The sequence below is a fragment of the Thiorhodococcus fuscus genome (assembly GCF_042682685.1).
Classification (GTDB): Bacteria; Pseudomonadota; Gammaproteobacteria; order Chromatiales; family Chromatiaceae; genus Imhoffiella; species Imhoffiella fuscus.
This window is the reverse complement of record NZ_JBHUHX010000016.1, coordinates 166,724-193,720: the sequence shown is the minus strand read 5'-3', so window position 1 is coordinate 193,720 and position 26,997 is coordinate 166,724. Positions and strand designations below refer to the sequence as shown.

Here is a 26,997-nt window from a genome sequence, read left to right as displayed (position 1 = left end):
GTTCAATCCTCCAGCCGCAGGGCGCGCGTCTGGCCCCCGAACGGCATCTTACGAAAAGCCTGTTCAGGCATCATCCCCGCCCGCATCGAGCCCATGGCGATGGGTCTCATTGATCTGTTCGAGCAGGGAATGGAATGGAATCTCTTCCGCACGTACTTGCCGGCCAGGTCCATGAACGGCAGATCCTCCCGACCGAAGATGTCGTTCCCGCCCCACATGACCGAGCGAAAGCCCTGACGCCCGTCTCGTGCGGATCGAGAAAAACGGAAACCGGGCCATCTCTTCGGCATCGTCGCACTCCAGACAGTCGAGCGGTCCCCGACCACAAAGACCGCCTGAGGCACCCGATCGACAGACTGGTCAACGCCGCGCGCACGCCGAAGCGTCATCGCGCGAGCGCCTCCTCGAACTGAGCCCGGTGCTCGATCAGCTGCTCGCGGGTCAGCAAAAACACGCCCTCGCCGCCGCGCTCGAATTCGAGCCAGGTAAAGGGGACTCCAGGCAGACGGTTGTCGAGATATTGAGCGGAATTTCCCACCTCGACGATCAAGATGCCTTCCTCGGTCAGGAAGTGGGCGGCGCCCTCCAGGATGCGGATGACCAAGTCGAGGCCATCGTCGCCTCCCAAGAGCGCGAGCCCGGGCTCATTGAGGTACTCGGCCGGAAGGGAATCGTACTCCGCCTGGGACACATAGGGCGGATTGGAGACGATCACATCGTAACGATTGCCCGCCAGGACATCGAACAGATCGGACTCCAGAACCCGAACGCGATCGGCCAGGCCGTGACGCTCGACATTGCGACGCGCTATTTCCAGCGCATCGGGCGAGATATCGACCAGATCGACATCCACGTCGGGAAGATAGGCGGCAGAGGCAATGCCGATACAGCCGCTGCCGGTACAGAGGTCGAGCACCCGACCGATACGCTCGGCGTCGATCCAGGGATCGAACCCCGCCTCCACCAGTTCAGCGATCGGCGAGCGCGGCACCAAGACGTGCCGATTAACGGAGAACTCCATGCCCGCGAACCAGGCCCGCCCGGTCAAGTAGGCCCCGGGCACCCGCTCGACCAGGCGGCGCTCGATCAGTTCTGAAACCAAGACACGCTCGGCCGGGGTGAGCCGACAATCGCGGAAGCCTGCGGGCAGACCGGGATCGAGGTTGAGCCCACTGAGGACCAGATGGGCCGCCTCATCGATGGCGTTGTCGGTTCCGTGCCCGAAGAAGAGCTGAGCCGCATTGAAGCGACTGGCACCCCAGCGCACGAAATCCTGGATCGTTATCAAGCCGTCCGGCTGTTCTGCCATAGCGCATCAATTCGTTAGGTTGTTTCCATGGGGATCCGGAAAAGGGCGACGAGCCGGACACCCAAAATTAAGCGCCTAAGCATAACACCGCAACGACGGTGTTTCAGCACGGGCTTGGCATCGGAATACCTACGAAGCGCATACAGAGAATACGGCATTCTCAACGAGGGCCGGGACGGCGGTATCTGACGGCCCTCGTTACCGAAACGGAAGGGTATGAATCAGGCCGCGCGCCGCTTAGGGACCTGACCAACCTCGGGCATCGGCACATTGACACTACCGCGCTCGACGAGATCCTGCAGGGTGATATCGCTCAGAAAACGGAAGATCTCGTCGCTGAGCTGATCCCAAAGGTGGTGCGTCAGACAGCGCTGACCATCGCGACAGTTTTCACGTCCACCACAGCGCGTGAACTCCACCCATTCATCAACCGCACAGATGATGTTCGCGATCGAGATTTCCTCCGCCGACTTGCCGAGATAATAGCCTCCACCCGGCCCCCTGACGCCGCGCACCAGGCTTTTGGCGCGTAGCGCGGCGAACAATTGTTCGAGATAGGAGAGCGAAATCCCCTGACTCGCCGAGATATCCGCTAGGGTCACAGGCCCCTTGCCAGCATTCAGCGCAAGGTCAAGCATGGCTGTCACGGCATATCTGCCTTTGGTCGATAGTCTCATAGTTCGGATGCCTCTAGCCGATTGACGGGACGCGGGCGAATCGGCATACCTCATTGCCTGACGCCCAACTGACTAAATTAGTCAGCAAATACCCCATTTCAATGGTCGGCAATAGGGAAAATTATCCGAAGCACGTCCAATCGAGCGAGCCAACGAACAGTTCCCGCGCCGGAGGCACGAGAGGAGATCGACTCAGAGAGCCATCAAGAGCGGACCAGACAGCCCGGATTGCGGATATCCGAGCCGAGCGACAGCGGACAGGAAGGATCGGAATGAAATCGATGACCCGCCCTCAGACAGAAGACCAGCCACTTGGAGAGAAACAGGTTCGCCTGCCACTTGTCGGCGAGCGCAGGGTGCGCGTAATGGGTCCGCAGCGGCAAAACCGCCTGACGCAGATCGAGAATCTCCACCTGCCGCGCATCGTGATAGACACGCAGATGGGCGTCGGGATCGGCGCACGTCCGTTCCGCCTCATGGGTGTCGAACAGATAGGTCAGACGAACCTCGCTGGTATAGCGAGACTGCGCGAGCACATGAAGATAGAGATCCATGGTGCCACTCTGACGCGAGACCAGACTTCCCTGAGCGTGGCGCAGATTCGGAGCCAGACGCAACAACCGCCCGTAGTTCTCCTCGCACAGCGCCATCAAGGCCCCGACATTGAGGCGCGCCGAACAGAGTTCGGAAACATAACGCGAAGGATGGGAACGCTGCATGAGGACTTGCCGAGTTGCACGATGAGGGAGCGATATGGCTTGAACGGACACCAAGCTATCGGTATCCAGCTCAGCAGGACCGACGGATTTCTTGGTGCGAATACAACCCGCCGCGCGGTGAGCAGGCGGGATTCGCAGATCCGGCCTCGACCCCGAACAAGAGGGCTCTGGATCGATTGACGCGAACGGGCCGGAAACGCGAAGGACCGACCGTACCGAGCCAGTGGAGTCGGCCGGCCCGACACGCTAGGCGTTGCCCGACGCCTGCGCCTGCTCCGCAATCTGGCGCTTCACATCGGCCATATCCAATTCCTTCGCCTTGGACAGCAACTCACGGAAGCCGCCCTCGGGTAGGGCACCCGCCTGAGAGAAGATGATGATCTGTTCGCGGAAGATCATCAGCGTCGGAATGGAGCGAATCTGGAAGTGCGCCGCGATCTCCTGATGCTCTTCCGTGTTCAGCTTGGCGAAAACGATATCGTCGAAGTCGTTGGAGACCTTTTCGTAGACGGGAGCAAACGACCGGCAGGGACCACACCAAGGCGCCCAATAGTCAACGACCACGAAATCGTTGTTCTGAATGGTTTGTTCGAAAGTATTGGTATCGAGCTCAACGACGGCCATGCCGACTCCTCTATCTAGATTGTGCGGGGATGGTACCAAACATGGCCGCTCCCCGCTGTATTTCCAGGACCGACACGGGCTTGCGAACCGATGACAGGCCTGCCGACGGATATCAGAGCGACTCCAGCTCGCCGATGATACGCTTGCGGATCTCCTCGACGGCACCGATCCCCGGCACGCGGATATAGCGCGGAGCGCCCTCGCCTCCCCGCTCCGCCCAAGAGGAGTAGTAACCGACCAGCGGCTCGGTCTGGTCATGGTAAACCTGGAGACGCGCCTTGACCGTCTCCTCGCGGTCATCGTCACGCTGAATCAGCGGCTCGCCGGTCTCGTCGTCCACTCCCTCGACCTTGGGCGGATTGAAGACCAGATGGTAGGTCCGCCCTGAGGAAAGATGCACGCGCCGCCCCGACATACGCTTGATAATCTCCTCGTCCGGCACGTCGATCTCGACCACCGCGTCGATGGAGACGTTCGCATCCTTCATGGCATCCGCTTGCGCCAGCGTGCGGGGGAAACCATCGAACAGGAAGCCCTTGCGGCAATCGTCTTCCGCGATACGCGCCTTGACCATGCCGATGATGATGTCATCGGAGACCAAGCCTCCCTCGTCCATGATCTTCTTCGCGGCCTTGCCCAGCTCGGTCCCCTGCTTCACGTGCGCGCGCAGCATGTCTCCGGTCGAGATCTGGGGAATGTCGAAGTGCGCCTTGATGAAGCCGGCTTGAGTGCCCTTTCCGGCCCCCGGCCCCCCTAACAGGATGATGCGCATGGTCAGTATTTCCTCTTCAGTTCGGTATCGTTGTCGGCGCAGTGTGCCATAGCCGCCTTGCCGAGGACCACCGATCGGCGATCGGGCAAATCCTCAAGCAGCTACACAGACCCCGCGAATGCATGGAAGGCCCGGCCAGCGCGGGCCAAGCCCGCGACAGGCCGGAGGGTTGAGGCGAATGGGCGTCAGCCGCCAGCCATCATCATGTTCAGCATCAGCTTGTTCAGACGCCCGACGAAGGCCGCCGGATCATCGAGCTGGCCGCCCTCGGCGAGCTGGGCCTGATCGAAGAGGACCATCGAGAGATCCTCGAAGCGAGCGTCGTCGGTCTCGGCCTCAAGACGCTTGACCAGCGGATGGTCGAGATTGACTTCGAGCGTAGGCTTGGTCGCTGGAGCATCCTGACCGACCGCTTTGAGCACGCGCGCCAGGTTGGCGCTCATGTCGGTCTCGCCAACGACCAGACAGGCCGGCGAATCGACCAGACGGGTACTGGGACGCACCTCCTCGACCCGCTCGCCGAGCGATTTCTTGAGGTGTTCGATCAGCGAACCGTGCTCGGCTGCCGCCTTTTCCTTGGCCTCCTTCTCCTCCTTGTCGGCCAGGTCGCCGAGATCCAGATCGCCCTTGGCGACCGACTGCAACGACTTGCCCTTGTACTCCGTCAGGTGGCTGACCAGCCATTCGTCGACGCGATCGGAAAGCAGCAGCACCTCGACGCCCTTCTTGCGGAAGACCTCCAGATGCGGGCTGTGTCGCGCCGCCGCCGGGCTGTCGGCCGTGATGTAGTAGATCTTGTCCTGCCCTTCCTTCATCCGCTCGATATAGCCGTCGAGCGATTCGCGCTGGGCCGTGCCCTCGCTATGGGTGGTGGAGAAGCGCATGAGGCTGGCGAGGCGCTCCTTGTTGGCGAAATCCTCGGCCGGACCTTCCTTCAGTACCTTGCCGAACTCGTCCCAGAACTCGCCATACTTCTCGGACTCGTCCTTCGCCATCGACTCGAGCAGACCCAAGATGCGCTTGGTGTTGGCCTGACGGATGGTGTCGATCTTGCGGTTGTGCTGCAGGATCTCGCGCGAGACGTTCAGCGGCAGATCGTCGGAGTCGACGATGCCCTTGACGAAGCGCAGATAGTGCGGCATCAGCTTGTCGGCCTCGTCCATGATGAAGACGCGGCGCACGTAAAGCTTGACGCCATGCTTCTGATCGCGGTCCCAGAGGTCCCAGGGCGCCTTCTTCGGCACATAGAGCAGTGTGGTGTACTCGTTGGTGCCCTCGACCCGGTTGTGGGCATAGGCCAGCGGCGCCTCGAAATCGTGCGAGACGTGCTTGTAGAAGTCGTGATATTCCTCCTCGGTGATCTCGGACTTATTGCGCATCCAGAGCGCCATGCCGCGATTGACCTGCTCGAACTCGGGCGGCGCGTCCTTCTTCTGCTCGGCCTCCTCGCCGTAGTGCTCCTTGGCCATCTCGACAGGGATCGAGACGTGATCGGAGAACTTGCCGATGATGGAGCGCAGACGCCAGCTGTCGAGGAACTCCTTTTCGTCCTCTTTCAGATGCAGGGTCACCGAGGTGCCGCGATCGGCCTTCTCGACCGTCTCCAGCGAGTAACTGCCGCGACCGTCGGACTCCCAGCTCACGCCGTGATCGGCACCGAGTCCGGCGCGACGCGAGACCAGGGTCACCTTGTCGGCGACGATGAAGGCGGAATAGAAACCGACACCGAACTGACCGATCAGCTTGCTGTCCTTGGCCTGGTCCCCGGAGAGATTCTCCAGGAAGCGGCGGGTCCCCGAACTGGCGATACTGCCGATGGTCTCCATGACCTCCTGGCGGCTGAGACCGATGCCGTTGTCGGAAACGGTCAGGGTTCCCGCATCCCGATCGACGGTGACACGGATCCGCAGCTCGCTGTCGCCCTCGTAGAGCCCATCATCGCTCAATGCCTCGAAACGCAGCTTCTCGGCCGCGTCGGAGGCATTCGAGACCAGCTCGCGCAGAAAGATTTCTTTGTTCGAATAGAGCGACCGGATCACCAGATCCAGTACCTGACTGACCTCGGCCTTGAACTCCAACGTTTCCTTATGCGCTTCTACTGTCATCTTTCTATCTTTACCCTGATGGTTTAGGTTGTTGATTCGCGTGTTTGAGATGTCATAGCCAGACTGGCCGACACAGCCAATCCGGTATTGTCGCACGGGCTCGGGGGGATACAATGCCCGATCTTGGTCCGCGTCTCTGCGGCGCGCTCCGGGAGCGAAACCCGGACCTCGGCGGTCCGACGCCGATACCTCATCGGCCTAAGGCCGCCACAGCCACTGCCCGCACTCAGCCGCTCAGTGAAGTCCATAAGACTACAAATCAAGGGCTTGAAGATGGAACCGCATATTATCGCCACGACGCCATTCGACGGGCAACGTCCCGGCACCTCCGGACTGCGCAAGAAGGTGAAAATCTTCCAGCAACCGGGCTACCTCGAAAACTTCGTTCAGGCAATCTTCGACACTCAGCCCGAACTCAAGGGCGGCATCCTGGTCGTCGGCGGCGACGGTCGCTATTTCAACCGCGAGGCCATCCAAACCATCCTGCGCATGGCCGCCGCCAACGGCGTCAGCCGCATCCTGGTCGGGCGCGGCGGCATCTTCTCCACGCCGGCGGTGTCCTGCGTCATCCGCAAGTACAAGACCCAGGGCGGCATCGTGCTCTCGGCCAGCCACAATCCCGGCGGTCCCGACGAGGATTTCGGCATCAAGTTCAATGCCGCCAACGGTGGACCGGCGCCCGAGTCGGTGACCGACGCCATCCATGCCCGCACCCGCACTATCGACCGCTATCTGACCCTCGATGTTCCGGCCATCGATCTGGACGAAATCGGGTCATTCCAGCTCGGCGACGCACAGATCGAGGTCATGGACCCGGTCGCGGATTACGCCGACCTCATGGAGTCGCTGTTCGACTTCAACGCCATCCATCAGCTGTTCAATTCGGGTCTCTTCCGCATGCGGTTCGACGCCATGCATGCCGTCACCGGCCCCTATGCGATCGAAATCCTGGAGAACCGTCTCGGCGCCGAGCCGGAGACCGTCATGAACGGCGAGCCCAAGGAGGACTTCGGCGGCGGTCACCCGGACCCGAACCTGGTCCACGCCGCAGAGCTGGTCGAACTGACCACGGGGCCGGAGGGATTGGACTTCGGCGCCGCCTCCGACGGGGACGGCGACCGCAACATGATCCTCGGCAAGGACGTCTTCGTCACGCCGAGCGACAGTCTCGCCATTCTCGCCGCCAACGCCCACCTGACCCCCGGATACCGCAGCGGAATCCGAGGCATCGCCCGCTCCATGCCGACCAGCCAGGCCGCCAACCGAGTTGCCGACCTCATGGGCATCGAGTGTTTCGAGACCCCGACCGGGTGGAAATTCTTCGGCAACCTGCTCGATGACGGCCGCATCACGCTCTGCGGGGAGGAAAGCTTCGGCACCGGATCGGATCATCTGCGCGAGAAGGACGGGCTCTGGGCCGTGCTCTTCTGGCTCAACCTGTTGGCCGTCCGACAACAGTCGGTCGCCGAGATTCTTCAGGATCACTGGCGTCGCTTCGGGCGCAATTTCTATACCCGCCATGACTACGAAGGTGTCGATCTGGCCGCAGCCGAAGCGCTCATGGATCATCTGCGCCTGCTGCTTCCCGGCCTTCCTGGCAAGGAGATCGGCGGCATGCGCGTCAGCTACGCCGACGACTTCGCCTACACCGACCCCATCGACGGCAGCGTCTCGGAGCACCAGGGTATCCGCATCGGCTTCGAGAATGGAGCGCGCATCGTCTACCGACTCTCGGGAACCGGCACCTCCGGGGCGACGCTTCGGGTCTATCTCGAATCCTTCGAGGCCGATCCGGCGCGTCACGACCAGGACACCCAAGAGGCGATGCAGCCCCTGATCCTGATCGCGCGCGAGTTCGCCCAGATCGAAGCACGCACCGGACGTCAGGAACCGGACGTCGTCACCTGATATCGAATCGATACGATCCAACCGGAGCCTTGAATGACAGGGAATCGACGGTATTCTCGGAATCCCGTCGATTCTTTTAGCCAGCCCAACCCGATCGCATTCGACTCAACGCGGAAAGTGCGAGGCGTATTTCCGGATCCACTCCATCGCCGCCTCCTCGCCCGTGAGAGCCCGCCCTTCCCGGGCCAGCATCTTGCGCCGATAGTGCTCGATCTGACACACCTGCTCGACCATGCGGAGGCCGTATTCGACCTCGACCCCATCGAAGCGCACACCCACCTCGTGGGCACCCTCCACATCCCGACACCAGACCACAATCCCTTCGGCCTCGAAGACGGGCTTGGCAATCGGAATCTCGATATGAATCCCAGTACCGGGCGCAATCGCAATCCGCGACCTGAAACAAAGACCGCCCTCGCCGATATTGCGAAGATAGTCGCTGCTGCCGACGACCAACTCGCGCAACGAATAACTGATGGGGACGTCGGACGGATGACGAAGAAACTGACGTTCGGCGTTAGTCATTGGCCTCGGGCGACGAAAAATGCACTGGACAGAAGAATAGCCCAGGGACCGGATCTGTCTTCCCCTCCCTTTTTACGCATTGGCGAGGCAACCACCAGAACAAACCCCGAACTCGCCCTGACGCTCTGGGTCGTTCATGATGGAAGATCATTCCGCCCAGATTCTCGGACCTGCGCCAGATCATGACCGCGCATTGGACACGACAGATCGCCAAATCGCTCGAAAGCGGCCGCCCCTCGCGCGCGATCGAAACACACCTGGACGCACTCCTGCTTTGGCTCGCCAATCCGGACAACCCGCGCGCAGGCGATCTCGACAGGGCGATCGGGGCAACTCGGCTGGACCGAGGACGGGCCGCAACCCGCGCCTATCAATTGCTCGACCAAGCGCTCTTCCCGACCGACCGACATCCCTCGGCGGCCACGCTGGGACTACCCCAGGACGCCGATCAGGACCTGGCGAAACAGCGCTATCGGAGGCTGATCCAGGTCTATCATCCAGACCGACACCCGGACAAAACGGCCTGGGCCACCCTGCACACCGAACAGCTCAACCGGGCCTTCGACGCCTTCCGCCGCGCCGAAGCGAGCAACAAGGGCGCCACGACGTCCTCGACCCCGTCCAGGGAAACTCCGCCTGGACCATCGACACCCGGGGAAAGGATCACGCATGCCATCGCATGGATTCAGTCTTGGACGCGCCCACAACCCTGGCGCGAACTCATCGCCCGCCCCAAGGCTCGACGCTGGGCCGGCGCCATCCTGGCGACGGCGCTGATCCTGGCGCTCGCGCCGCTATTCCACGAAAAGCCCAAGCCGCAACCGAAGATCATCCACCACCCGCTCGGCGAGGTGCGCAAGACGCCACCCAAGGAGACCGTCGCTCCCGAGCCCCAGCCGCTCGCTCAAGCCGAGCCCGAGGAGCAGGACTCGCGCCCCGCGCCCGAGGAAACGGACGCGATCCCACCCGTGCAGCCGGAATCAACCCGAACGAGCGAAACTCCGACCAAGCCGGAGACGCCGACCCAAATCGCACTGGCGACACCCGAAACACCACCCACCCTAGAGCCAGCGCCTGACGCACGGATCGAGCCTTCCCAGGAAGCGCCCGAGTCACCCGGAGAAACGAGCGAGCCTGACGCCTCATCGAACCAGATGAAGGAAGCGCCCGCCGCCTCGCCCTCGCCCTCGCCCACTGAGACCGACCAAGAGACGGCACCGGTCGAGCCGCCCCCGGAATCCACGGAGACGCCGAAGGCATCCGAACCCGCATCGCCGCCAACCGAACCGAACGGAATCGAACCAGAAACGACCTTGGCCCCCCTGGTGCCGCCGATGACCTCGATCGGACAGGAGCCCCCAAACCTGGCCCCGATCATTGAACAGCCGCCAATCCAACCTGGGTTCGCTCCAGAGCCGGCAGCCCCGCTCCAGCCCGAGCTCCAAATCCCCTCGACCCCGGCCCCGACACCGCCGACACCACCCCAATCGCCTCGGCTACCGATGCGGCTGGGCGCCGCACCGGCGACCATCCCCGGCACCAGAAGCGCCACCCCAACGGCCAACGTCTGCAGCCAGGTCCCGGCATTGATGCAGGCGTTCCAGCACAACTATCAATCGGGCTCGCTGGACGACTTCATGGCCCTCTACAGCCCGCTGGCCAAAGAGAACGATCTCGGCACCTGGTTCGCGATCCGCCAAACCTATCGGCAATGGTTCGCTACCACGCGCGCGCGCCGTATCGACTTCGACCAGCTCCGTGTCAAGCCGACCGCCGACGGCAAACGCTGCGCCGCGATCGCCACATTCGAGGTCATCTTTCTGGATTCGGACTCCAAGCTAGAACGGCGCAACGGCACCATCCAAATCCTCTTCGAGCAGAGTGGAACCGACCTGCTCATCCTGCGCGTGCGCTACTGAGAGGCATCCATCAGTAGAGGAGCAACAGAAGTCCCGCGACGGCACAGCCGCCAGCCCAACAGCCAGCGAAACATCGCAAGCGCCGGTGACCGGACGAAACGGGATCAAGCGTAGAGATCGACACCCATGATCGCGCGCAGATTGTCGCGCCGCTGCAGGTGCAGCACCTCCTCGTAGGCCGCCACCGCCTGATTGGCATAGCGCCCATCGACCGACATCCGAACCGGCAACGGGTAAGGACGCGGCGACTGAGCCTCGGCGACCTCCTCGACCTTGGGAAACGCCTCGACCTCAACGACTGGCTCGAACGCAAATGCCTCGGCAACCCTCGCCTCGACCTCGGGCGCTTTTCCGGCGGACCGGTCTCGCAAGGGTTCAGGCTGAACCGGCGACAGAATTGTGAAGGAACCGGCGATCTGCATCGAGTCGGTCACATATCCGATGTCATTTGGAAAATTGTTACATGAGGCGCCACAGCGCCGAATCGAGCCAACACTGTTGCGTTATCATCCACATGGCGTTGCTCAAACGCCATCCACGTTATGCAACAACGCATAACGCACTGTCAATCATCCTCGCGGCCATCGAAGATGGCGCAAACAGCGAGTATCCACCGAATCCAGAGACGAATCACCGCTTTCGACAGCGATAAACCTTAAAGATATTAGTTATTAACGCACGCCTGCATTCAGATGGGGAATTCACAGACTCAGCATGCGCGCGCTTGAACGCCTCATTCAAGGATGAAGCGAAGCGCCCAAGCCCTCACGCTCCGTCAACGACGCAGGCCTCAAGCCGGCTTGCTTCTCGAACATCCCAACTCAGGTCGGCCCAACGTCACGGATGGCGCTCGCGAGCACGGCCACCCCTCGCGCCCCGATGGAAACTCGGCGGCAAGCCGACGAATAGCGAGCGAAGCGGCCGACACGCTTAGGGTTGGCGCAACTCGATCCGGATGAGTTCGGCCATAGACTCTGCGGCCCTGGAGAGCGCCCGATCGGCCGGCCAGGCGAGCACGGTCACCCGCTCGACCTCGGGCGAGACCACCGGCGCCGCGCAGATGCGGCCAGCGGTCAGCTCGGCCTCGATCGCTCGATACGGCAGCAGGGTCCGACCGATTCCGAGCGCGACCGTCTCCAGCATGATGCGCAGACTGTCGACCTCGACCGTCACGTCCAGCGCCAGCCCGAGCCCCGCCGCCTGACCCTCGACCAGCACCCGCAGACCATGACGCGATCCGGTCAGCACCAGGGGGCCGGCCAGCGCCTCGCCGAGCGGAACCGGAGTCTCGGGATCGAGCCCAGCCGCAGACTCCGCGACCAACCAGAGACGCTCGCGCCACAGCGTCTCGTGAAGGAGACCGGCGCTGGTCAACGGATGATGGACGAGCCCCAGATCCAACCGTCCGCGCAGCAGCCCGTCCTGAATGGCGCCGCTCAGGGCCGAGACGACCCGCAGACGCACCTGGGGATAGAAGGCACGATAGCGACGGATGAGACTGGCCGGCGCGGCAACGCCCACGCTCGGCGGAACCGCCAGGGCCAGCGAGCCGGTGACACCCTGCCGATCGAAAGCGATGTCGGCGGCCAGACGCTCCAGCTCGGCCATCAGCGGTCGGGCGCGGCGCTCCAGTTGGCGACCCGCCTCGGTCGGGATCAGACCACGCCCGGTGCGCTGGAAGAGCAAGACGCCAAGATCCGATTCGAGCTGCTTGAGCTGACGGCTCAGCGCGGACTGGGTGAGATGCAGGCGCTCGGACGCCGAGGTGAGACCACCGGCGTCCAGGACATGCAGGAAGCATTTGAGGAGCTTGCTGTCCATCTATGCGGATTCGTCATAGCTGACATCAGATATTTCAAATTGAATCATAGCGGCATCTGTAGCACAAAGAGGTCTCGCACTCCCGGCAGGACATCTCCATGCACGACGACCGACGACAGACAGCCGCACTCCACTCACCCGCGCTCATGGTGTTTTTCGCCAATGTCGGCTTCGCCTTCAAGGGCGTCTTCGCCAAGCTGGCGCTCGCGACCGGGATGACGGTCGCCGAGGTCCTGATGCTGCGCATCCTGCTCGCCATGCCGCTCTACTGGTTGGTGGTGCGTCTGCTGCCGGACGGACACAGCACCTCCTGGCGAGACTGGCGCGACACCCTGCTCATCGGCACCCTCTTCACGGTGGCCACGATCACGGACTTCATGGCGATCGACCATCTGGGCGCCGGACTCTCGCGCATGCTGCTCTTCACCTATCCCTTGGTGGTCCAAGCGCTCACCGCCGTGCGCGAGCGACGCGCGCCGACCCGGCGCGAGCTGCTGGTCTTCGCGCTCGCCTATCTCGGTTTGATCCTGCTATTCGCGCCCAAGGGATTCGGCGGTCATCTGGATCGAAGCGCATGGATCGGCATCGCCTGCGGCGCGACCGCCGCAGCCAGCTACGCACTCTTCCTGGTTCTGGGGCAGGATCTGTCCAAGCGCGTGGGCGGACCGCGCCTCACCGCCATGATGAACAGCACCACCTTTTTGGTGTTCCTGCTCTATGGACTCTTCTGGGCGAGCCCCGAGGACTGGAATCTGCCGATCGAGGGCGTCGGCTGGATCTCGGTCATGGTCGTGGTGGCCACGGTGGTGCCCTTTCTGCTGCTGTTCGAGGGCATCCGTCACACCGGCGCCGGACGCGCCAGCCTCATCGCCCTGAGCGGCCCGGCGGTGACCCTGCTCGCAGCCTGGTGGATCCTGGGCGAGGAGATCGCGCCGATTCAAACGCTCGGCTTCGCCCTGGTGGTCGCCGCCATGGGGCTACTCCATTGGCGCTCAGGGCTGCGACTCGATCGACGCTTGATGGCCCGGGCATCACGCTGGCTACGAGCACTGAGGGACAGGGCTCGGCGGTACAGGCTCATGCCGTCGCGGACACACGTATCCGAAACCAAAGCGCATAAAGCGCCGGCAAAAACAGGAGCGTGATACCGGTTCCGACGATGACGCCGCCGATCAGCACATAGGCGAGCGGCCCCCAGAAGGTGTCGGTGGCTAGGGGCATGAAGGCGAAGACGGCAGCGGCGGCGGTCAGCACCACGGGCCGCGCCCGTCGCACGGTCGCCTCGATCACGGCCACCGACGCCTCCATGCCCTGCTCCCGGTTCTCCTCGATCTGCTTGGCCAGGATGAGCGTGTTGCGCATCAGGATGCCGGCCAGCCCGATCAGGCCGAGCAAGGCGACGAACCCGAACTGCTGCCCGCCGACCAGCAGGGCCAGGGTCGCACCGATCACCCCGAGCGGTGCCGTGGCCACCACCATGAAGGTCCCGGAGAAGCTGCGCATCTGGAACATGATGACCGTGAGCATCAGCACCAGCATGATGGGCTGAACGCGTTTGATGGAAGCATCGGCCTTTCCGGACTGCTCGACGGAGCCGCCCACGTCGATCCGGTAATCGAGCGGCAAGGCGTCGCGGATGGCGGCAAGCCGAGGAATGATCGCTGCGGTCACGTCCGGCGGCTGGGCACCGACCACCTCGGCGTTGACGGCGATGAAGGGCTCGCGGTTGTAGCGCTTGAGGACCGGATCCTCGAACTCGACCTTGAGCGTCCCCGCCTGCGAGAGCGGAATCTGGCGACCGTCGAGCGTCTTGATGGTGAGATCCTGCAGACGACCGGAGCGCCCGCTGCCGTCGGGCAGCCCGCGCAAGACCAGATCGACGTGACGGATATCCTCGCGGATCTCGGTCGCGGTGATCCCAGACAGCTCGTACTGGAGCTGTCCCGCGATCTCGCGCGGGGTGAGGCCGATCGAACGCAAGCGCTCGGGATCCAGTTCGAGCTTCAGCGCCGGGACCCGCTCGCCCCATTCGAGATGCGTATCGCGGGTATTGGGATGACGCGCGATCTCATCGCGCACCTGCTCGGCGATACGCCGCAGCACCAACGGATCCGGCCCCAGCACGCGGAAAGTCACCGGCCAGATCACAGGCGGACCATAGAGCAGCTTGTGAACCCGCACGCGGGCCTCGGGGAATTCACCGGCCTCGATGTGCGCGTTCAGATGCTCGATGAGCGCGTCGCGCGCGGCCGGTCCCTCGGCGACCAGGATCAGCTTGGCGAAGGCCGGATTGGTCAGCTCCGGATTGAGCGCCAGGAAAAAGCGCGGCGCGCCGGCACCGACATAGGTCGCATACGAACGCACGCCCGGCGCCGACTGGATCAGCCGCTCGACACGCTCGGCCACCGCTTGGCTCGCACGGATGCTGCTGCCCTCCGGCAGAGTGATGTCCACCAGCACCTCGGGCCGATCCGAGGTCGGGAAGAACTGCTTCTGCACCGGCCCGGCGAGTCCGGCGATGGCCAGCGCCAGCACACCGAAGGTCACCGCGACCACCAGCCGTTTGTGTCGCACGCACCAGCGGATGACCGCCCGCAGCCGCCGATAGAGCCGCGAGTCGTAGAGCGTCTCTTCATGACCCTCGGGTCTCAGCATGGGCGGCTTCAGCAGCAGGGTGCCCAGATAGGGCGTGAAGGTCACGGCCACCAGCCAGGACACCAGCAGGGCGAAGGCTAGGACCCAGAAGATATTGCCCGCGTACTCGCCGACGCTGGAACGGGCGAAACCGATGGGAACGAAGCCGACGACCGTCACCAGGGTTCCGCTCAGCATGGGCGCGGCCGTGACCGTCCAGGCATGGGCTGCGGACCTGAGCCGATCCCAGCCCTCCTCCATCTTCACCAGCATCATCTCGATCGAGATGATGGCGTCGTCCACCAAGAGACCTAAGGCGATGATGAGCGCGCCGAGCGAGACGCGATCGAGATTGACGCCGCGTATCAGCATCAGCAGAAAGGTCAGCCCCAGGGTCAGCGGAATGGCGATCCCGACGATGACCCCGGCGCGCCAGCCAAGCGCTACGAAGCTCACCAGCATCACCACGGCGACGGCCACGAAGAACTTGAGCTGGAACAGCTCCACGGCATGGGCGATGGCATCCGATTGGTCGGTCAACTGCTTGAACTGGATCCCCAACGGCAGATCGGAGCGCAAACGGGTCTGGAACTCGGCCAGACGCTCGCCCAGATCCAGACCGTTCTCACCGCGCTCCATCACCACGCCGAGCAGGATCGCATCCTCGCCGCCAGCGCGGATCAGATAGCCCGGCGGATCCTCGTAGCCGCGCTCGATCGTGGCGACCTCGCCCAGGCGCACCAGCCGATCCCCGACCCGCAAGGGGACCGCCGCAATGCGCTCCGGGTCGTCCAGCCCCTGATCCAGACGCACGTAGAGCCGAGGCCCCGAGGTCTCGACCAAACCGGTCGGCAGCAGACGATTCTGGGCATCGAGCGCATCGGCGATGCTCTCCGGCGTCAGGCCCAGCGTGGCCAGACGCGCCTGATCGAACTCGACGAAGAGACGCTGCGGACGCTCGCCCAGAATGCGCACCTTCTGCACCCCCTGAATGCGCGCCAGCCGATCGCGAATGCGCTCGCCCTCGCGCACCAGCAGACGCTGCGGAAGGTCCGGCGCGGTCAGGGCGTAGAGGGCGAAATAGACGTCGGAAAACTCGTCGTTGACGAAGGGTCCTTGCACGCCCTCGGGCAAGCCGGGCGCCTCGTCCTGCATGCGCTTGCGGACCTGATAGAAGAGCTCGGGCACCTGGGACGGCGGTGTGTAGTCGCGAAACTCGACGAAAAGATCGACCCGTCCGGGTCGGGCCGTGGTCTCGACCTTGTTGAAATAGTCGACCTCGGAGATGCGCTTCTCCAGCGGTTCGGCGACCAGATCCTGCATCTGCTGGGCGCTCGCCCCGGGCCAAACCGCCGAGACCACCAGAACCTTGACGGTGAAGGCAGGATCCTCGGCCCGACCGAGTTCGAGGAAGGAGATGAGACCCGCGACGGCGGTCACCAGGATCAGAAAGAGCGTGATCGAGCGCTCGCGCACGGCGAGCGCGGACAGATTGAACCCCGCGCCATGTGAAGGCGCTCCCGTACCGAGCGACTTCATGGCCGCACCCTGACCGTCTGTCCGGGTTGAAGCCGGTCCACGCCCAACGCAACGATCGCGGTACCGACCGGCAGACGGGTCTGGATACGCGCATATTCCCCGTCGATCCCAAGCAGGGTGACCGGCTCGGGCTCGACCCGGTCGTCGACCAGACGCCAAACGACCGCCCCCTGACCGCGCTCAAGGACGGCCCCGAGCGGAACCCGGCGGACCTCGCCCTCATCCTCTGCCGCACGTTCGAAACGCAGGGTCAAGGTGGTGCCAAGCGCTACCCCCTGAACTCCGGCAGAGACCGGCGGATCGATCTTGAACCGGGCGCGCCAGGTGCGCGTCGCCGGATCCACAGCACCGGCGACCTCGCGCAGCGACACCGGAATCGGCGGTTCGTCTCCGAGCGGATCGGCCATGGCGCGCGTCGGCAGTTGGGCACGACGGTCCTCGGGAACATAGACCTCGGCCTCCAGCGGCCCCGTCTCGGCGAGCGTCGCCAAGGACTGGCCGGCGGTCACCACTTGACCCTGCTGCCCAGTCACATCGAGCAAGATGCCCGCAGCCGGCGCCTTCAGCACGGCATACTCGGTGGCATTGACCGCCTGAACCAACTCGGCCTCGGCCGCCACCAGCTGCTCGCGCGCCGCCTGGGCCGAGGTTGCCGCCCGGTCGTATTCCTGCTGACTGGTCAGCTTGCGCTTGAGCATATCGGCGAGACGCGCCCGCTCGCGCTCGGCGTTCTGGGTTTCGGCGCGCGCGCTGGCGACCTGGGCCTCGGCGGCGATCCGTTGCTGGGCAACGTCGCGCGGATCGAGCCGAAACAGCACCTGCCCCATCTCGACGCGCGCACCGGCATCGACCAGACGCACCGCGATCTTGCCGCCGATCCGAAAGGACAGGGGGATCTCATGGCGCGCCTGCCAGGTGCCCGTGAGACTCCAGGTACTGGCGTTGGACGCCTGGATACGCGTCGTCACCACCAATGGCGCAACCTCGTCCAAGACGGGTTCGGCGCTTGGTTGACAGCCGGTCAGAACCATCAAACCACCGACCAAGAGAGACGGAGGTATCTTGAATCGCCGCACGCACGCATCCTCTAAAGTGGAACCCACGCCCCCATTATTAATGTACGGTCTCGTTTAGTAAATAGAGGATCAGCCCACCGTATCCTGGAAAGCCCCCATCCCGACGAATGGTCGCCGTCGAGCCGTCGGCGCTGAAGCGAAGCCGCCTGTCCTGGTACCCTTCACCCATCGATAGAGGCACCACATTGAGCCCGAGCCGCCACATGCCCGAGCAAATCTCTGCAGAAACCAACGACCAAACGCCCCGTTCGACCCGAGGCAGACCGCCCGACGAGGTCAAGCACGAGGCGATGCTCGCCGCAGCGCGCGCACTCTTCTACGCCGGGGGACTCAAGCGCCTGACCATGGAGGGGGTCGCACGCACCGCCGGAGTCTCCAAAGTCACCGTCTACGCCCATTTCAGCGACCTTCCCGGATTGATCCGGGCGGTCGTCCTCGCCCAGCGCGACCGCATGACCGCCGTGCTCGAAGCGCTTTCCACGGACCCGACCCAGTTGCGCCAAACCCTGATCGAGTTCGGGCTCTGCCTCATGGACTACCTGACCAGCGACGAATTCCTGACCCTGCAGCGCATGCTCGCCTCGCAGGCGATGCAACACCCCTGGCTGGGTCCGATCATCCACCAGGAGGGCGCCGAGGCCACCTGCGACAAGCTGGCCGCGCTGCTGCGGGAGGCGGTCCAACGTGGCGGCCTGCGTGAGCACGATTGCCGAATGGCCGCCGAGCAGCTCCTCGGAATGTGGCAGGGCTTCCAGACCACAGGGCTCATGATCGGCGGATGCGCCAAACCCGCGCCTCAGGCGCTACGGCAGCGGATCGAATCCAGTGTCGATCTCATCCTGAGCGCGCACGCACCGGAGGGCGAGGCATCGTGAGGTTCGACCCGATCGGCTTCATCCGCTCGCCCTACAGCGACAAATTCGGCATCCCGCGTCAGCCCGGACTGGTGACGGCGGCCGAGGCACGACTGGAGCTTCTTCCAGCATTCGCGCGCCCGGAGGCCTTCAAGGGGATCGAGGGGTTTTCACACGTCTGGGTGATCTTCGTCTTCCACGCCGACTGCCCCGAGGCGGGCTGGAAACCCACCGTCCGCCCTCCCCGTCTCGGCGGACGCGAAACGGTCGGCGTCTTCGCCAGTCGCGCGCCCTATCGCCCCAATCCCATCGGGATCTCGGCGGTCGAGCATCTGGGCCTGATCGAAGAAGGCCGAGGACTGAGTCTGCGCCTGCGCGGAATCGATCTGCTCGACGGCACGCCAGTGCTCGACATCAAACCCTACGTACCCTATGCCGACGCCCTGCCCCAGGCGGGCAACGGGTTCGCGGTTCCGCCGGAGACGACCGCACTGGCGGTACGCTTCTCAGAACAGGCCCTGGCCGACCTGGCTCAGGCCGACCCCGAGGGCAGACTGCGTCTGCGCGAACTCATCGTGCAAGTGCTGTCGCAGGACCCGCGACCGGGTTACATGGACCGCTACCCGAACCGGCGCGACTTCGGCATGCGGCTCTATGAATTCGATATCCGCTGGCGCCTGGAGAACGGCGCGGCGACGGTGACCACCATCGTTCAGGCGAATGCCTTGTCATGAATCAGCAATTGGGCATCGAGATCGGGGAATCCTAAAGACATAACCCCAGGGCGCTGCGTAGAATAATCCGTTGGCTATCCTGCGGCACATTCGCACGAACGCATCCCCAGCAAAATCGGACCTCATGACAACCACGGATTCCCCACTCCTGCTGATCGTCGACGACAGCAAGATGTCGCGCATGATGATCAGTCGGATCGTCGCCGACCTACGCCCCGACTGGCGCCTCGCCGAAGCAGCCGACAGCGTCGACGCGCTCGCCGCGATCGAGCGTGAGGCGCCGCACTACGTGAGCATGGACGTCAATATGCCGGGCATGAGCGGACTGGAGGCCGCCGGGCGCATTCGGCTACACAACCCGGAAATCAAGATCGTCCTCTGTACAGCGAACATCCAGGATGCGGTTCGCCAGGCAGCCGAGAACGCGGGCGTCAAGTTCACCGCCAAGCCGATCACGCCGGACTCGATTGCCCGCATGGTCGAGCTGTTCGAGGAATGAAACGTGATAGCGCCCGATAAATCCAGGCACGATGCACCCGCACTCGACGAATTGCAGCTAGACGCACTGGGCGAGCTCTTCAACCTGGGTGTCGGACGAGCGGCAAACAGCCTGAGCCTGATCGTCAAGGACGAGGTGGAACTGTCGGCGCCGAGCATCAGCTTCGCGTACCCCTCCCAGATCAGCCAGGCCTTGCTGGGCTCCGAATTCAAGGAACTCAGCATGGTGGCCATGGACTTCTCCGGCCCGTTCGAGGCGCGCGCCGTACTGCTCTTCCCGGAGCGTAACGCCCTGGCGATCTTGAGCCACATGCTCGACCCCAACATGCCGCCGGAAGAACTGTCGGAATTCGAGCAAGAGGCGATGTGCGAGATCGGCAACATCATCCTCAACGCCTGCATGAGCGCGCTGGCCGACGAGTTCAACGTCGAGTTCATGGGCAGCCTGCCCGAGCACCATTTCAGCGATACCGAATCGCTGCCACTGTTCAGCGGCGACCAGAAAGAGGTACTGCTCATTCTGCAGATTCACCTTTCCATACGTCAGGAACGCATCAATGGCCACCTGCTGTTCCTGCTCAGCGTCAGTTCGTTGCACGCACTACTGACATGCGTCGACAGCTATCTGACGCGTCTCGGAATACGCTAACGGCATGGATCGCGCGGCGAATGTCCAGCTGATAGACCAGCTGCAAACCGGTGTCGTTCTGCTCGACGATCGAGGCTGCATCCTCTCCTGGAATGCCTGGATGACGCGCCACAGCGGAATCGCGCCTGAAGATGTCGCCGGAAGGCCCATAGAGGACGTCTTCACCGAAATGAAACACTCCAGACTGCTGAACTGCATTCAGCAGGCACTGCGATTTCGGCTTTCCTCGGTCCTCACGCCGGGACTCAACCCGTCGGTACTCCCGCTTTACCAAAAACCCGGCGACCGCGAGCTGAATCAGCGCATGCAGCAGCTCGTGTATGTCACACCGATCTGCGGCGATCCTTACGCTTGTCTGATCCAGATCCAGGACATGACGGCCACCGTGCGCCGGGAACGCAGACTGCGCGCTCAGTCCTCGCAGCTGATCGCGACCACTTACCGTGATTCGCTCACCGGGGTCGGCAATCGTCGCCGATTCGATCAGGACCTCTCGGAGCGATTCAGAGAGGCCCGGTCGAGACAGATCCATATAGCGCTGCTCATGATCGACGTCGACGACTTCAAGGCGTTCAATGATCGATTCGGGCATCAGAAGGGCGACGAAGGTCTGATCATGGTCGCCTCGGCCTTGCAGGAAGGACTACGCCAAGAAGGGGATTGCATCTCTCGCTACGGCGGCGAGGAGTTCGCTCTAACGCTACTGGGCGCCGACCAGGAGGCCGCCTGCGCAGTTGCCGAGCGCCTGCGACTCAGGGTCGAGGGACTAAGGCTGCGACACCCAACCTCGCGAACCGCGCGACACGTGACCGTAAGCATCGGGATATCCGCCGTCGTGCCAAGCCTGGAGCTGCCGCCCCAGACCCTCGTCAGCCAGGCCGATCTGGCGCTCTATACCGCCAAGGACCGGGGACGCAATCGGTGCATGTGTTTCGATCACACCGTCACCGAAGTACGCGCCTGCGTCTGATAGAGCGGCCCGCGCAAGCCCCTGCAGCCTGAGCGAAGCACAGGAACGGCGATCAAAGATCGGCGTCGAGCACGCGCTCGGCCCAGTCCGCCAAATCCTCCAGAATGCGCACCTTGGAGGCATCTCCTCCTTCGGACTCCCAGAGCTCGGCCAGACGGGCCTCGTAGCCATCGACTTGGATGCTACCGCCACCGTCCGGATCGGTCAGGCGCGCCAAACGATAGGCATCCCAGTCCTCGGCCTCCTCTGGACTCAGGGTTTCAGGCCAGTTGCGGGCACGATAGCGGAACAGCATCTCGCGCAGTCGGCCATCCTCGAACCGGGGCGACTCCTCGGCCAATTCGGCCGGCGTCAACGCACGCAGACGATCCAGGGCGCGCCGATCCCTGTCGGAGAGAAACCCGCCCGAATAGATCATGAGATCCGGGTCGCGAATCTCGGAAACCTCCGGCGGCCGGTGAACGGACTCCACCTTGACCTGGATCGCGGGCGCATGCTCGATTAGGAAGCGCGACCGTTCGGCGACCAGATGCGGATCGATACCCCAGCGCTCCGCCGCATCCGAATCGAGCGTCTTCATAGGCGCGAGCATCGGAGCTCGGTTCACATGAACGGTCTTCAGCGGAACCCGCTCGACGCCCTCAGGCAACTCGGCAACAGGCGTGAAGAGACGCCAGCGGATCTCATCCTCGGAAAGATCCAGGAGCTGTCGCGGATCGGCCCGCAGATCGAAGGCGATGACGCCATTGGGATTGCCCGGACGGGACGCCAGCGGAAACACGGGGGCGATACAGCCCCAAGCAGCCGGATACCGCGCCGAGGCGTGCAGCAGCGGCTGGTGCTTGCCCAGCATCTCGCGCACGCGTCGCTTGTCGCGCAGGGTCAGCGCATAGTCGAACAGCTTGGGCTGAGCCCGACGCAACAGGCGCGCCATACCAATCGTCGCCTTGACGTCCGCCAAGGCATCGTGAGCGCCCTCGTGGGGGATGCCGTTCGCCTCGGTCAACCGCTCCAGCTTGAAGGAGACGACACCGTCTTCATGAAGCGGCCAATCGATCCCGTCGGGTCTCAGCGCGTGGGCGAGCCGCAGGACATCGATCAGATCCCAGCGGGAATTCCCGTTCTGCCACTCGCGGGCGTAGGGATCGTAGAGATTGCGATAGAGAAGGTTGCGCGTGACCTCGTCATCGAAACGCATGCTGTTGTAGCCGACACTACAGGTGCCGGGCGCGCTCAGCACGGAATGAATGGCGGCGGCGAACTCAGCCTCGCACAGCCCCTCGCGCTCGGCATCCTGTGGCGTCATGCCAGTAACGAAACAGGCGTCGGGATGGGGAAGCATATCGGCCGCTGGGCGGCAATAGAGGACAAGCGGCTCACCGACCTCGACCAGATCGAGATCGGTACGCACACCTGCAAACTGACAGGCACGATCACGCTGGGGATCGATCCCCCAGGTCTCGTAATCGTGCCAGTAGAAGCTTTGAGCCAAGTCTTGAACGACTGTTTGGCCGATCGCGGTCGCCACACCGACGACCGCCAAGGAAATTAGATCTTTTCCTTGATACGGGCGGCCTTGCCGGTAAGACCGCGCAGATAGTAGAGCTTGGCGCGACGCACGTCGCCCTTGCGCTTCACCTGGATCGAGGCAACCGTCGGGCTATAGGTCTGGAAGACGCGCTCCACGCCTTCGCCGTGAGAGATCTTGCGCACGGTGAAGGCGGAATTGAGACCGCGATTGCGGATGGCGATGACGACGCCCTCGAACGCCTGAAGACGCTCACGGGTACCTTCCGTCACCTTGACCTGGACGACGACGGTATCGCCTGGGGCGAAATCGGGGACCTCACGGGTCATCTGCTCTTGATCGAGCTGCTGAATGATATTGCTCATGGTTTCCTTGGCTCCTGTTCTCAACCGGCGCCACCTTCGCGATGGGCCAGGACAAATTCATCAAGTAAGGCTTGCTCCGCCGCGCTCAGACCGCGCCGCGTCAACAGATCCGGGCGGCGCAACCAGGTTCGCCCAAGCGCCTGCCGCAACCGCCAGCGTTCGATCGCGGCATGATCGCCGCCGATCAGCACCGGTGGAACCGAGCCTTCCTCGATCCGCTCCGGGCGAGTGTAGTGTGGGCAATCCAGTAGCCCATCCATGTGCGAGTCCTGTCGCGCAGAATCCGCATGCCCCAATGCGCCAGGCAACAGCCGAATGACGGCATCCATGACCACCATCGCAGGCAGCTCGCCACCGCTGAGGACATAGTCGCCGATCGACCATTCCTCATCGACATGGGCCTCGATCAGACGCTCGTCGACCCCTTCGTAGCGCCCAGCGAGCAGGATCCAACCCGGCCGAGCGGCGATCTCCATCATCGCCGCCTGATCGAGCGGACGCCCCTGCGGCGAGAGATAGGCGACCCGAGTCCTCTCGCCCGCCTGGGCGCGTGCCGCCGCGATCGCATCGCGCAACGGCTCGACCTTCATCAGCATCCCGGGACCACCGCCGTAAGGGCGATCGTCCACCGTCCGATGCACGTCACGGGTGAAATCCCGTGGATTCCAGAGATGCAGCTCGGCGATCCCGCGCGTCAGAGCACGACCAGTCACACCCTGATCCGAAAGGATCCGAAACAGATCCGGAAACAGCGTGATGACATCGAATCGCATAGCACGAAATCTCGGGCGTCGACAGGAAAACGCGTTCGGTCCGGCGATCTTTAAGGAGATCGTTCGAGGCGCCGATTCGGCACCGAGCAAGACCTGGGACTAGAAATCAGGATCCCAGTCCACTTCGATCCGGCGCGTGGTGAAATCCACGTCCTTCACGACCTCGCCCCAAACGAACGGGATCAGTCGCTCACGATCGCCCTTGACGACCAGCACGTCGTTCGCGCCCGTCGGGAAGAGATGATCGACGCAGCCCAGATCGACTCCGCTCACGGAGAAGACCGCCAGCCTCTCGAGATCGACCCAGTAGAATTCGTCGGAGCGCGGCGGAGGTAAGCGGTCACGAGGAACGGAGATCTCTTGACCAACCAGGACGGCGGCTTGATCACGATCCTCGCAGCCATCGAGCCGGACAATCAGTCCCTTGCGATGGACCTTGCCCTCGGCCACGCGACACGGGGAACTCCCGGCGCCGACCAGCCAAGGCGAGTAACCAAGGATACCCTCGCGGGGAGCCGTTTCGGAGAAGACCCGGACCCAACCCTTGACGCCGTAAACGCCAACGATCTTACCGAGAACCACCCGAGAAGGGTCGCGCTCCTTCATCGCCGCAGCCCCGGCCGCACGAATCAGGCTGCAGCGGCCTCGCGGGCGGCCTGCTTCAGCAGCTGCTTGGCACGATCGGTCGGCTGCGCACCCTGGCGAATCCAGTGATCGGCGCGCTCGCGATCGAGCCGCAACGGCACCTCGCCGCCCTTGGCGGTCGGATTGTAGAACCCGAGGCGTTCGATATAACGACCGTCGCGCTTGGAGCGGATATCCGCAACGACGATTTGATAGAAGGGGTTCTTCTTGGAACCACCTCGAGACAAGCGAATCGTGACCATGTGCTGTCCTGGCTCAGAACTGAATTAGGCGTTGCGGGTCGCCCCGCAGGTAAACTGCCAAATATACAGAATCCGAGGAAAAATGGAAGAAGGAATTCAGTCTCGCGTGACCGGGCGCCCAAACCCGCGTCGACCACGCACGCAAAACAGCGTAAACCGGGTGTGACGCATCATTCACGCACCAATTCCGCCCCTCATCCTGCGAAAAGCGTCACACGTCGAACCGACCCAGATCGACCAATCGACACATCGGCCAACAGAAAACCACGCAAAAATAGCAGCAAACCACTCAATTAAAAACAAAAAACACAGACCCCAAACACAGAAGAACGCCACAACAGCGTATAAAACAACAAAAAACAACGTCTCCTAATCTAACAGCATGTACCCAAAATGTGTTAATCGATTCACAATTCAGCAAACGCAGGCCAGGAAATCGTCACGCAGGGGTGACATCGGATGTCCCAGAGTTGATATGCTAAGCCTCAGATCCAACGACGCGCCCATGCTCAGCTCCGACAGATAGGGAAGCCTCGGATCGATCGCATAGCCGACACCGAACGCGTACAAACCCCCTTTAGAGATCCGACGCCATGCGCAAGCTTCTTGTCGTTTCCCAGGCCCCGCTGAACAACGAAATCGCCGAAACCCTGAAGGCCAAGCAGTGGGACGTCCACGAGGCCACCGATCCGGAGGCTGCCCGGCAACTCGCCGAAGAGCAACAATTTCTCGTCGCCCTAGCCATCTTTCCCGAAAAGAAGAACGCAAAAGGTGAGGAGCGCATTAGGGAGCTAGTCACATGCCTACCGGAGATCAAATGGGTTGCGGCGCTTGCGGAACAACAGATCGCCAGGCACGGAATGAAACACTTCATTGCCGAGCGGCTGTACGACTTTCACGTATTTCCGCTTGAAGGAGACCGCATCTCAACGGTCCTAGGACACGCCTTCGGGATGGCGCAAATCGAACAGGATTTGATCACAATGGAGCCATTGACGGCGCCAAACCGCTTCGGACTCATCGGGGAAAGCGAGGTCATGCTCGCCCTGTATCGCATGCTGCAACGCGCCGCCGAATCCGACGTCCCGGTGCTCATCACCGGCCCGACCGGAACCGGCAAGGAATTGGCCGCACGCGCCATACACGACCATTCGTCCCGATCCAAAGCCCCTTATGTCGCAATCAACTGCGCGGCCATTCCACCTTCACTACTGCAATCGGAACTCTTCGGGCACGAGAAAGGCTCCTTCACCAGCGCCAATAATCGCAAGACCGGTTACATCCAGAGCGCGTCCGGTGGAACCCTATTCCTCGACGAGATCGGCGATATGCCGCTCGAGTCCCAGGCAACCCTGCTGCGCTTCCTCGAAGACAAGATCGTCACCCCGATCGGCGCCACACGCGGCGTGCGCGTCGATGTTCGGGTCATCGCCTCGACCAATGTCGATCTGGAGCAGGCGATCCAAAACAAGGCATTCCGAGCCGACCTCTATTACCGCCTGGCATTTCTGACCATCCAGACCCCGAACCTCAATCAACGCGAACACGACATTCAGCTACTGGCCAGCTACTTCCTCGAACAGGTCGCCACCGAGGCCGGTATACGCAATCTGAAATTCAGCAACGAAGCCATCGCGGCGCTGCGCCTCTATCACTGGCCGGGCAACGTCCGAGAACTCCGCAGCGTCATCTTCCAGGCGGCGCTGAGCTGCGACGGAACCCTGATCCGCCCGGAGCATATGAAGATCCAGCTGGAGGAACCTCTACCTCTAGCCGCTGCGTCACCACCACCTGAGCCCCAGGAACGACACGCCGCCCCCAACGTTCAGCCCTACACGATGGGAACACTGAAGAACGCGCGCGAGCAGTCGGAGAAGCACAATCTGGAATTCGCCCTGGCTCGCAATGCCAGCAATGTCACCAGAACCGCACAGGAGCTTGGAGTCTCGCGCATGACGCTCTATCGCCTCATGGCGAAACACGGCGTCGCTCGCAACGCCTCGAACTGACCCGAGGCAGGAAGACGGCACGCCTGTGGATCCAAGCAGGCGATAGAGAATCCACATTGCCGACACGGGTCCAGGTTCCGTATCCTCGTCGTCCCAAGATCG

Annotated in this window: 26 protein-coding genes; 9 read left to right on the top strand and 17 right to left on the bottom strand. The window is 62.9% G+C overall.

Annotated features, from left to right (window positions below; genetic code table 11):
- Positions 1–2: 2 nt before the first annotated feature.
- The 7 genes from ACFSJC_RS08400 to htpG all read right to left on the bottom strand — a co-directional run bounded on the left by ACFSJC_RS08400 (position 3) and on the right by htpG (position 6,206).
- Positions 3–389, bottom strand: coding sequence for a hypothetical protein (locus tag ACFSJC_RS08400; RefSeq protein WP_386025634.1), 387 nt, complete (start codon positions 387–389; stop codon positions 3–5).
- Entirely contained in the window at positions 386–1,309 is a 924-nt protein-coding gene (prmB, locus tag ACFSJC_RS08395) for a 50S ribosomal protein L3 N(5)-glutamine methyltransferase (protein WP_386025632.1), read from the bottom strand. Before prmB ends, ACFSJC_RS08400 begins: the two co-directional genes overlap by 4 nt.
- Positions 1,310–1,530: 221 nt before the next feature.
- The gene (locus tag ACFSJC_RS08390; RefSeq protein ID WP_386025630.1) at positions 1,531–1,986 is read right to left on the bottom strand and encodes an Rrf2 family transcriptional regulator; all 456 of its coding nucleotides are present in this window, start codon (positions 1,984–1,986) and stop codon (positions 1,531–1,533) included.
- A 203-nt stretch (positions 1,987–2,189) separates the two neighbouring features.
- Positions 2,190–2,705 (bottom strand): DUF1249 domain-containing protein, encoded by a 516-nt coding sequence (locus ACFSJC_RS08385; protein ID WP_386025628.1) that lies wholly within the window; start codon positions 2,703–2,705, stop codon positions 2,190–2,192.
- Positions 2,706–2,951: 246 nt separating this feature from the next.
- On the bottom strand, positions 2,952–3,329 hold the full coding sequence (gene trxA / locus ACFSJC_RS08380; protein ID WP_386025626.1) for a thioredoxin: 378 nt from the start codon (positions 3,327–3,329) through the stop codon (positions 2,952–2,954).
- A gap of 112 nt (positions 3,330–3,441) precedes the next feature.
- Positions 3,442–4,101 carry an adenylate kinase gene (gene adk, locus ACFSJC_RS08375; protein ID WP_386025624.1) on the bottom strand — a complete coding sequence of 220 codons (660 nt, stop codon included), beginning with the start codon at positions 4,099–4,101 and terminating at the stop codon, positions 3,442–3,444.
- Positions 4,102–4,286: 185 nt separating this feature from the next.
- On the bottom strand, positions 4,287–6,206 hold the full coding sequence (htpG, locus tag ACFSJC_RS08370; protein ID WP_386025622.1) for a molecular chaperone HtpG: 1,920 nt from the start codon (positions 6,204–6,206) through the stop codon (positions 4,287–4,289).
- 273 nt (positions 6,207–6,479) lie between these two features.
- Between htpG and ACFSJC_RS08365 the strand changes: the two genes are divergently transcribed.
- Entirely contained in the window at positions 6,480–8,114 is a 1,635-nt protein-coding gene (locus ACFSJC_RS08365) for an alpha-D-glucose phosphate-specific phosphoglucomutase (RefSeq protein ID WP_386025620.1), read from the top strand.
- Positions 8,115–8,219: 105 nt separating this feature from the next.
- On the opposite strand, the gene ACFSJC_RS08360 is transcribed toward ACFSJC_RS08365, so the two are convergent.
- Complete coding sequence (locus ACFSJC_RS08360) at positions 8,220–8,639, bottom strand: PilZ domain-containing protein (protein WP_386025618.1); 420 nt, start codon at positions 8,637–8,639, stop codon at positions 8,220–8,222.
- A gap of 182 nt (positions 8,640–8,821) precedes the next feature.
- Here ACFSJC_RS08360 and ACFSJC_RS08355 point away from each other — a divergent pair, with 182 nt between their 5' ends.
- Positions 8,822–10,558, top strand: a complete 1,737-nt coding sequence (locus tag ACFSJC_RS08355) for a DnaJ domain-containing protein (RefSeq protein ID WP_386025616.1) — start codon at positions 8,822–8,824, stop codon at positions 10,556–10,558.
- Positions 10,559–10,662: 104 nt separating this feature from the next.
- On the opposite strand, the gene ACFSJC_RS08350 is transcribed toward ACFSJC_RS08355, so the two are convergent.
- Both ACFSJC_RS08350 and ACFSJC_RS08345 read right to left on the bottom strand, forming a co-directional pair.
- Entirely contained in the window at positions 10,663–10,992 is a 330-nt protein-coding gene (locus ACFSJC_RS08350) for a hypothetical protein (RefSeq protein WP_386025614.1), read from the bottom strand.
- Positions 10,993–11,488: 496 nt separating this feature from the next.
- Positions 11,489–12,379 (bottom strand): LysR family transcriptional regulator, encoded by an 891-nt coding sequence (locus ACFSJC_RS08345; RefSeq protein WP_386025612.1) that lies wholly within the window; start codon positions 12,377–12,379, stop codon positions 11,489–11,491.
- Positions 12,380–12,477: 98 nt separating this feature from the next.
- Here ACFSJC_RS08345 and ACFSJC_RS08340 point away from each other — a divergent pair, with 98 nt between their 5' ends.
- Complete coding sequence (locus ACFSJC_RS08340; protein WP_386025610.1) at positions 12,478–13,524, top strand: EamA family transporter; 1,047 nt, start codon at positions 12,478–12,480, stop codon at positions 13,522–13,524.
- Here ACFSJC_RS08340 and ACFSJC_RS08335 read toward each other — a convergent pair.
- A complete protein-coding gene (locus ACFSJC_RS08335; protein WP_386025608.1) occupies positions 13,457–16,552 on the bottom strand; it encodes an efflux RND transporter permease subunit in 3,096 nt (1,031 codons plus the stop codon). The genes ACFSJC_RS08340 and ACFSJC_RS08335 overlap by 68 nt on opposite strands.
- Positions 16,549–17,628 carry an efflux RND transporter periplasmic adaptor subunit gene (locus tag ACFSJC_RS08330; protein ID WP_386025606.1) on the bottom strand — a complete coding sequence of 360 codons (1,080 nt, stop codon included), beginning with the start codon at positions 17,626–17,628 and terminating at the stop codon, positions 16,549–16,551. The genes ACFSJC_RS08335 and ACFSJC_RS08330 overlap by 4 nt, the downstream gene beginning before the upstream one ends.
- A 203-nt stretch (positions 17,629–17,831) precedes the next feature.
- On the opposite strand from ACFSJC_RS08330, the gene ACFSJC_RS08325 reads away from it, so the two are divergent.
- The 5 genes from ACFSJC_RS08325 (at position 17,832) to ACFSJC_RS08305 (ending at position 21,333) form a co-directional block, all read left to right on the top strand.
- Positions 17,832–18,503, top strand: coding sequence for a TetR/AcrR family transcriptional regulator (locus ACFSJC_RS08325; protein WP_386025604.1), 672 nt, complete (start codon positions 17,832–17,834; stop codon positions 18,501–18,503).
- Positions 18,500–19,216, top strand: coding sequence for a tRNA (N6-threonylcarbamoyladenosine(37)-N6)-methyltransferase TrmO (gene tsaA / locus ACFSJC_RS08320; RefSeq protein ID WP_386025602.1), 717 nt, complete (start codon positions 18,500–18,502; stop codon positions 19,214–19,216). Before ACFSJC_RS08325 ends, tsaA begins: the two co-directional genes overlap by 4 nt.
- Positions 19,217–19,340: 124 nt before the next feature.
- The gene (locus ACFSJC_RS08315) at positions 19,341–19,715 is read left to right on the top strand and encodes a response regulator transcription factor (RefSeq protein ID WP_386025600.1); all 375 of its coding nucleotides are present in this window, start codon (positions 19,341–19,343) and stop codon (positions 19,713–19,715) included.
- A gap of 3 nt (positions 19,716–19,718) precedes the next feature.
- Positions 19,719–20,363: a chemotaxis protein CheX gene (locus tag ACFSJC_RS08310; protein WP_386025598.1), complete on the top strand. Its 645-nt coding sequence runs from the start codon at positions 19,719–19,721 to the stop codon at positions 20,361–20,363.
- A 4-nt stretch (positions 20,364–20,367) separates the two neighbouring features.
- A complete protein-coding gene (locus ACFSJC_RS08305; protein ID WP_386025596.1) occupies positions 20,368–21,333 on the top strand; it encodes a sensor domain-containing diguanylate cyclase in 966 nt (321 codons plus the stop codon).
- Between the two features lie 52 nt (positions 21,334–21,385).
- On the opposite strand, the gene sbcB is transcribed toward ACFSJC_RS08305, so the two are convergent.
- The 5 genes from sbcB to rpsP form a co-directional block, all read right to left on the bottom strand.
- A complete protein-coding gene (gene sbcB / locus ACFSJC_RS08300; protein WP_386025594.1) occupies positions 21,386–22,825 on the bottom strand; it encodes an exodeoxyribonuclease I in 1,440 nt (479 codons plus the stop codon).
- 56 nt (positions 22,826–22,881) lie between these two features.
- Complete coding sequence (gene rplS, locus ACFSJC_RS08295) at positions 22,882–23,226, bottom strand: 50S ribosomal protein L19 (protein WP_386025592.1); 345 nt, start codon at positions 23,224–23,226, stop codon at positions 22,882–22,884.
- 20 nt (positions 23,227–23,246) lie between these two features.
- Complete coding sequence (gene trmD, locus ACFSJC_RS08290) at positions 23,247–23,999, bottom strand: tRNA (guanosine(37)-N1)-methyltransferase TrmD (RefSeq protein ID WP_386025590.1); 753 nt, start codon at positions 23,997–23,999, stop codon at positions 23,247–23,249.
- A gap of 99 nt (positions 24,000–24,098) precedes the next feature.
- Positions 24,099–24,605 carry a ribosome maturation factor RimM gene (rimM, locus tag ACFSJC_RS08285; protein WP_386025589.1) on the bottom strand — a complete coding sequence of 169 codons (507 nt, stop codon included), beginning with the start codon at positions 24,603–24,605 and terminating at the stop codon, positions 24,099–24,101.
- Positions 24,606–24,628: 23 nt separating this feature from the next.
- Positions 24,629–24,886, bottom strand: a complete 258-nt coding sequence (gene rpsP / locus ACFSJC_RS08280; RefSeq protein WP_386025587.1) for a 30S ribosomal protein S16 — start codon at positions 24,884–24,886, stop codon at positions 24,629–24,631.
- A 593-nt stretch (positions 24,887–25,479) separates the two neighbouring features.
- On the opposite strand from rpsP, the gene ACFSJC_RS08275 reads away from it, so the two are divergent.
- A complete protein-coding gene (locus ACFSJC_RS08275) occupies positions 25,480–26,895 on the top strand; it encodes a sigma-54 dependent transcriptional regulator (RefSeq protein WP_386025585.1) in 1,416 nt (471 codons plus the stop codon).
- Positions 26,896–26,997: the final 102 nt, after the last annotated feature.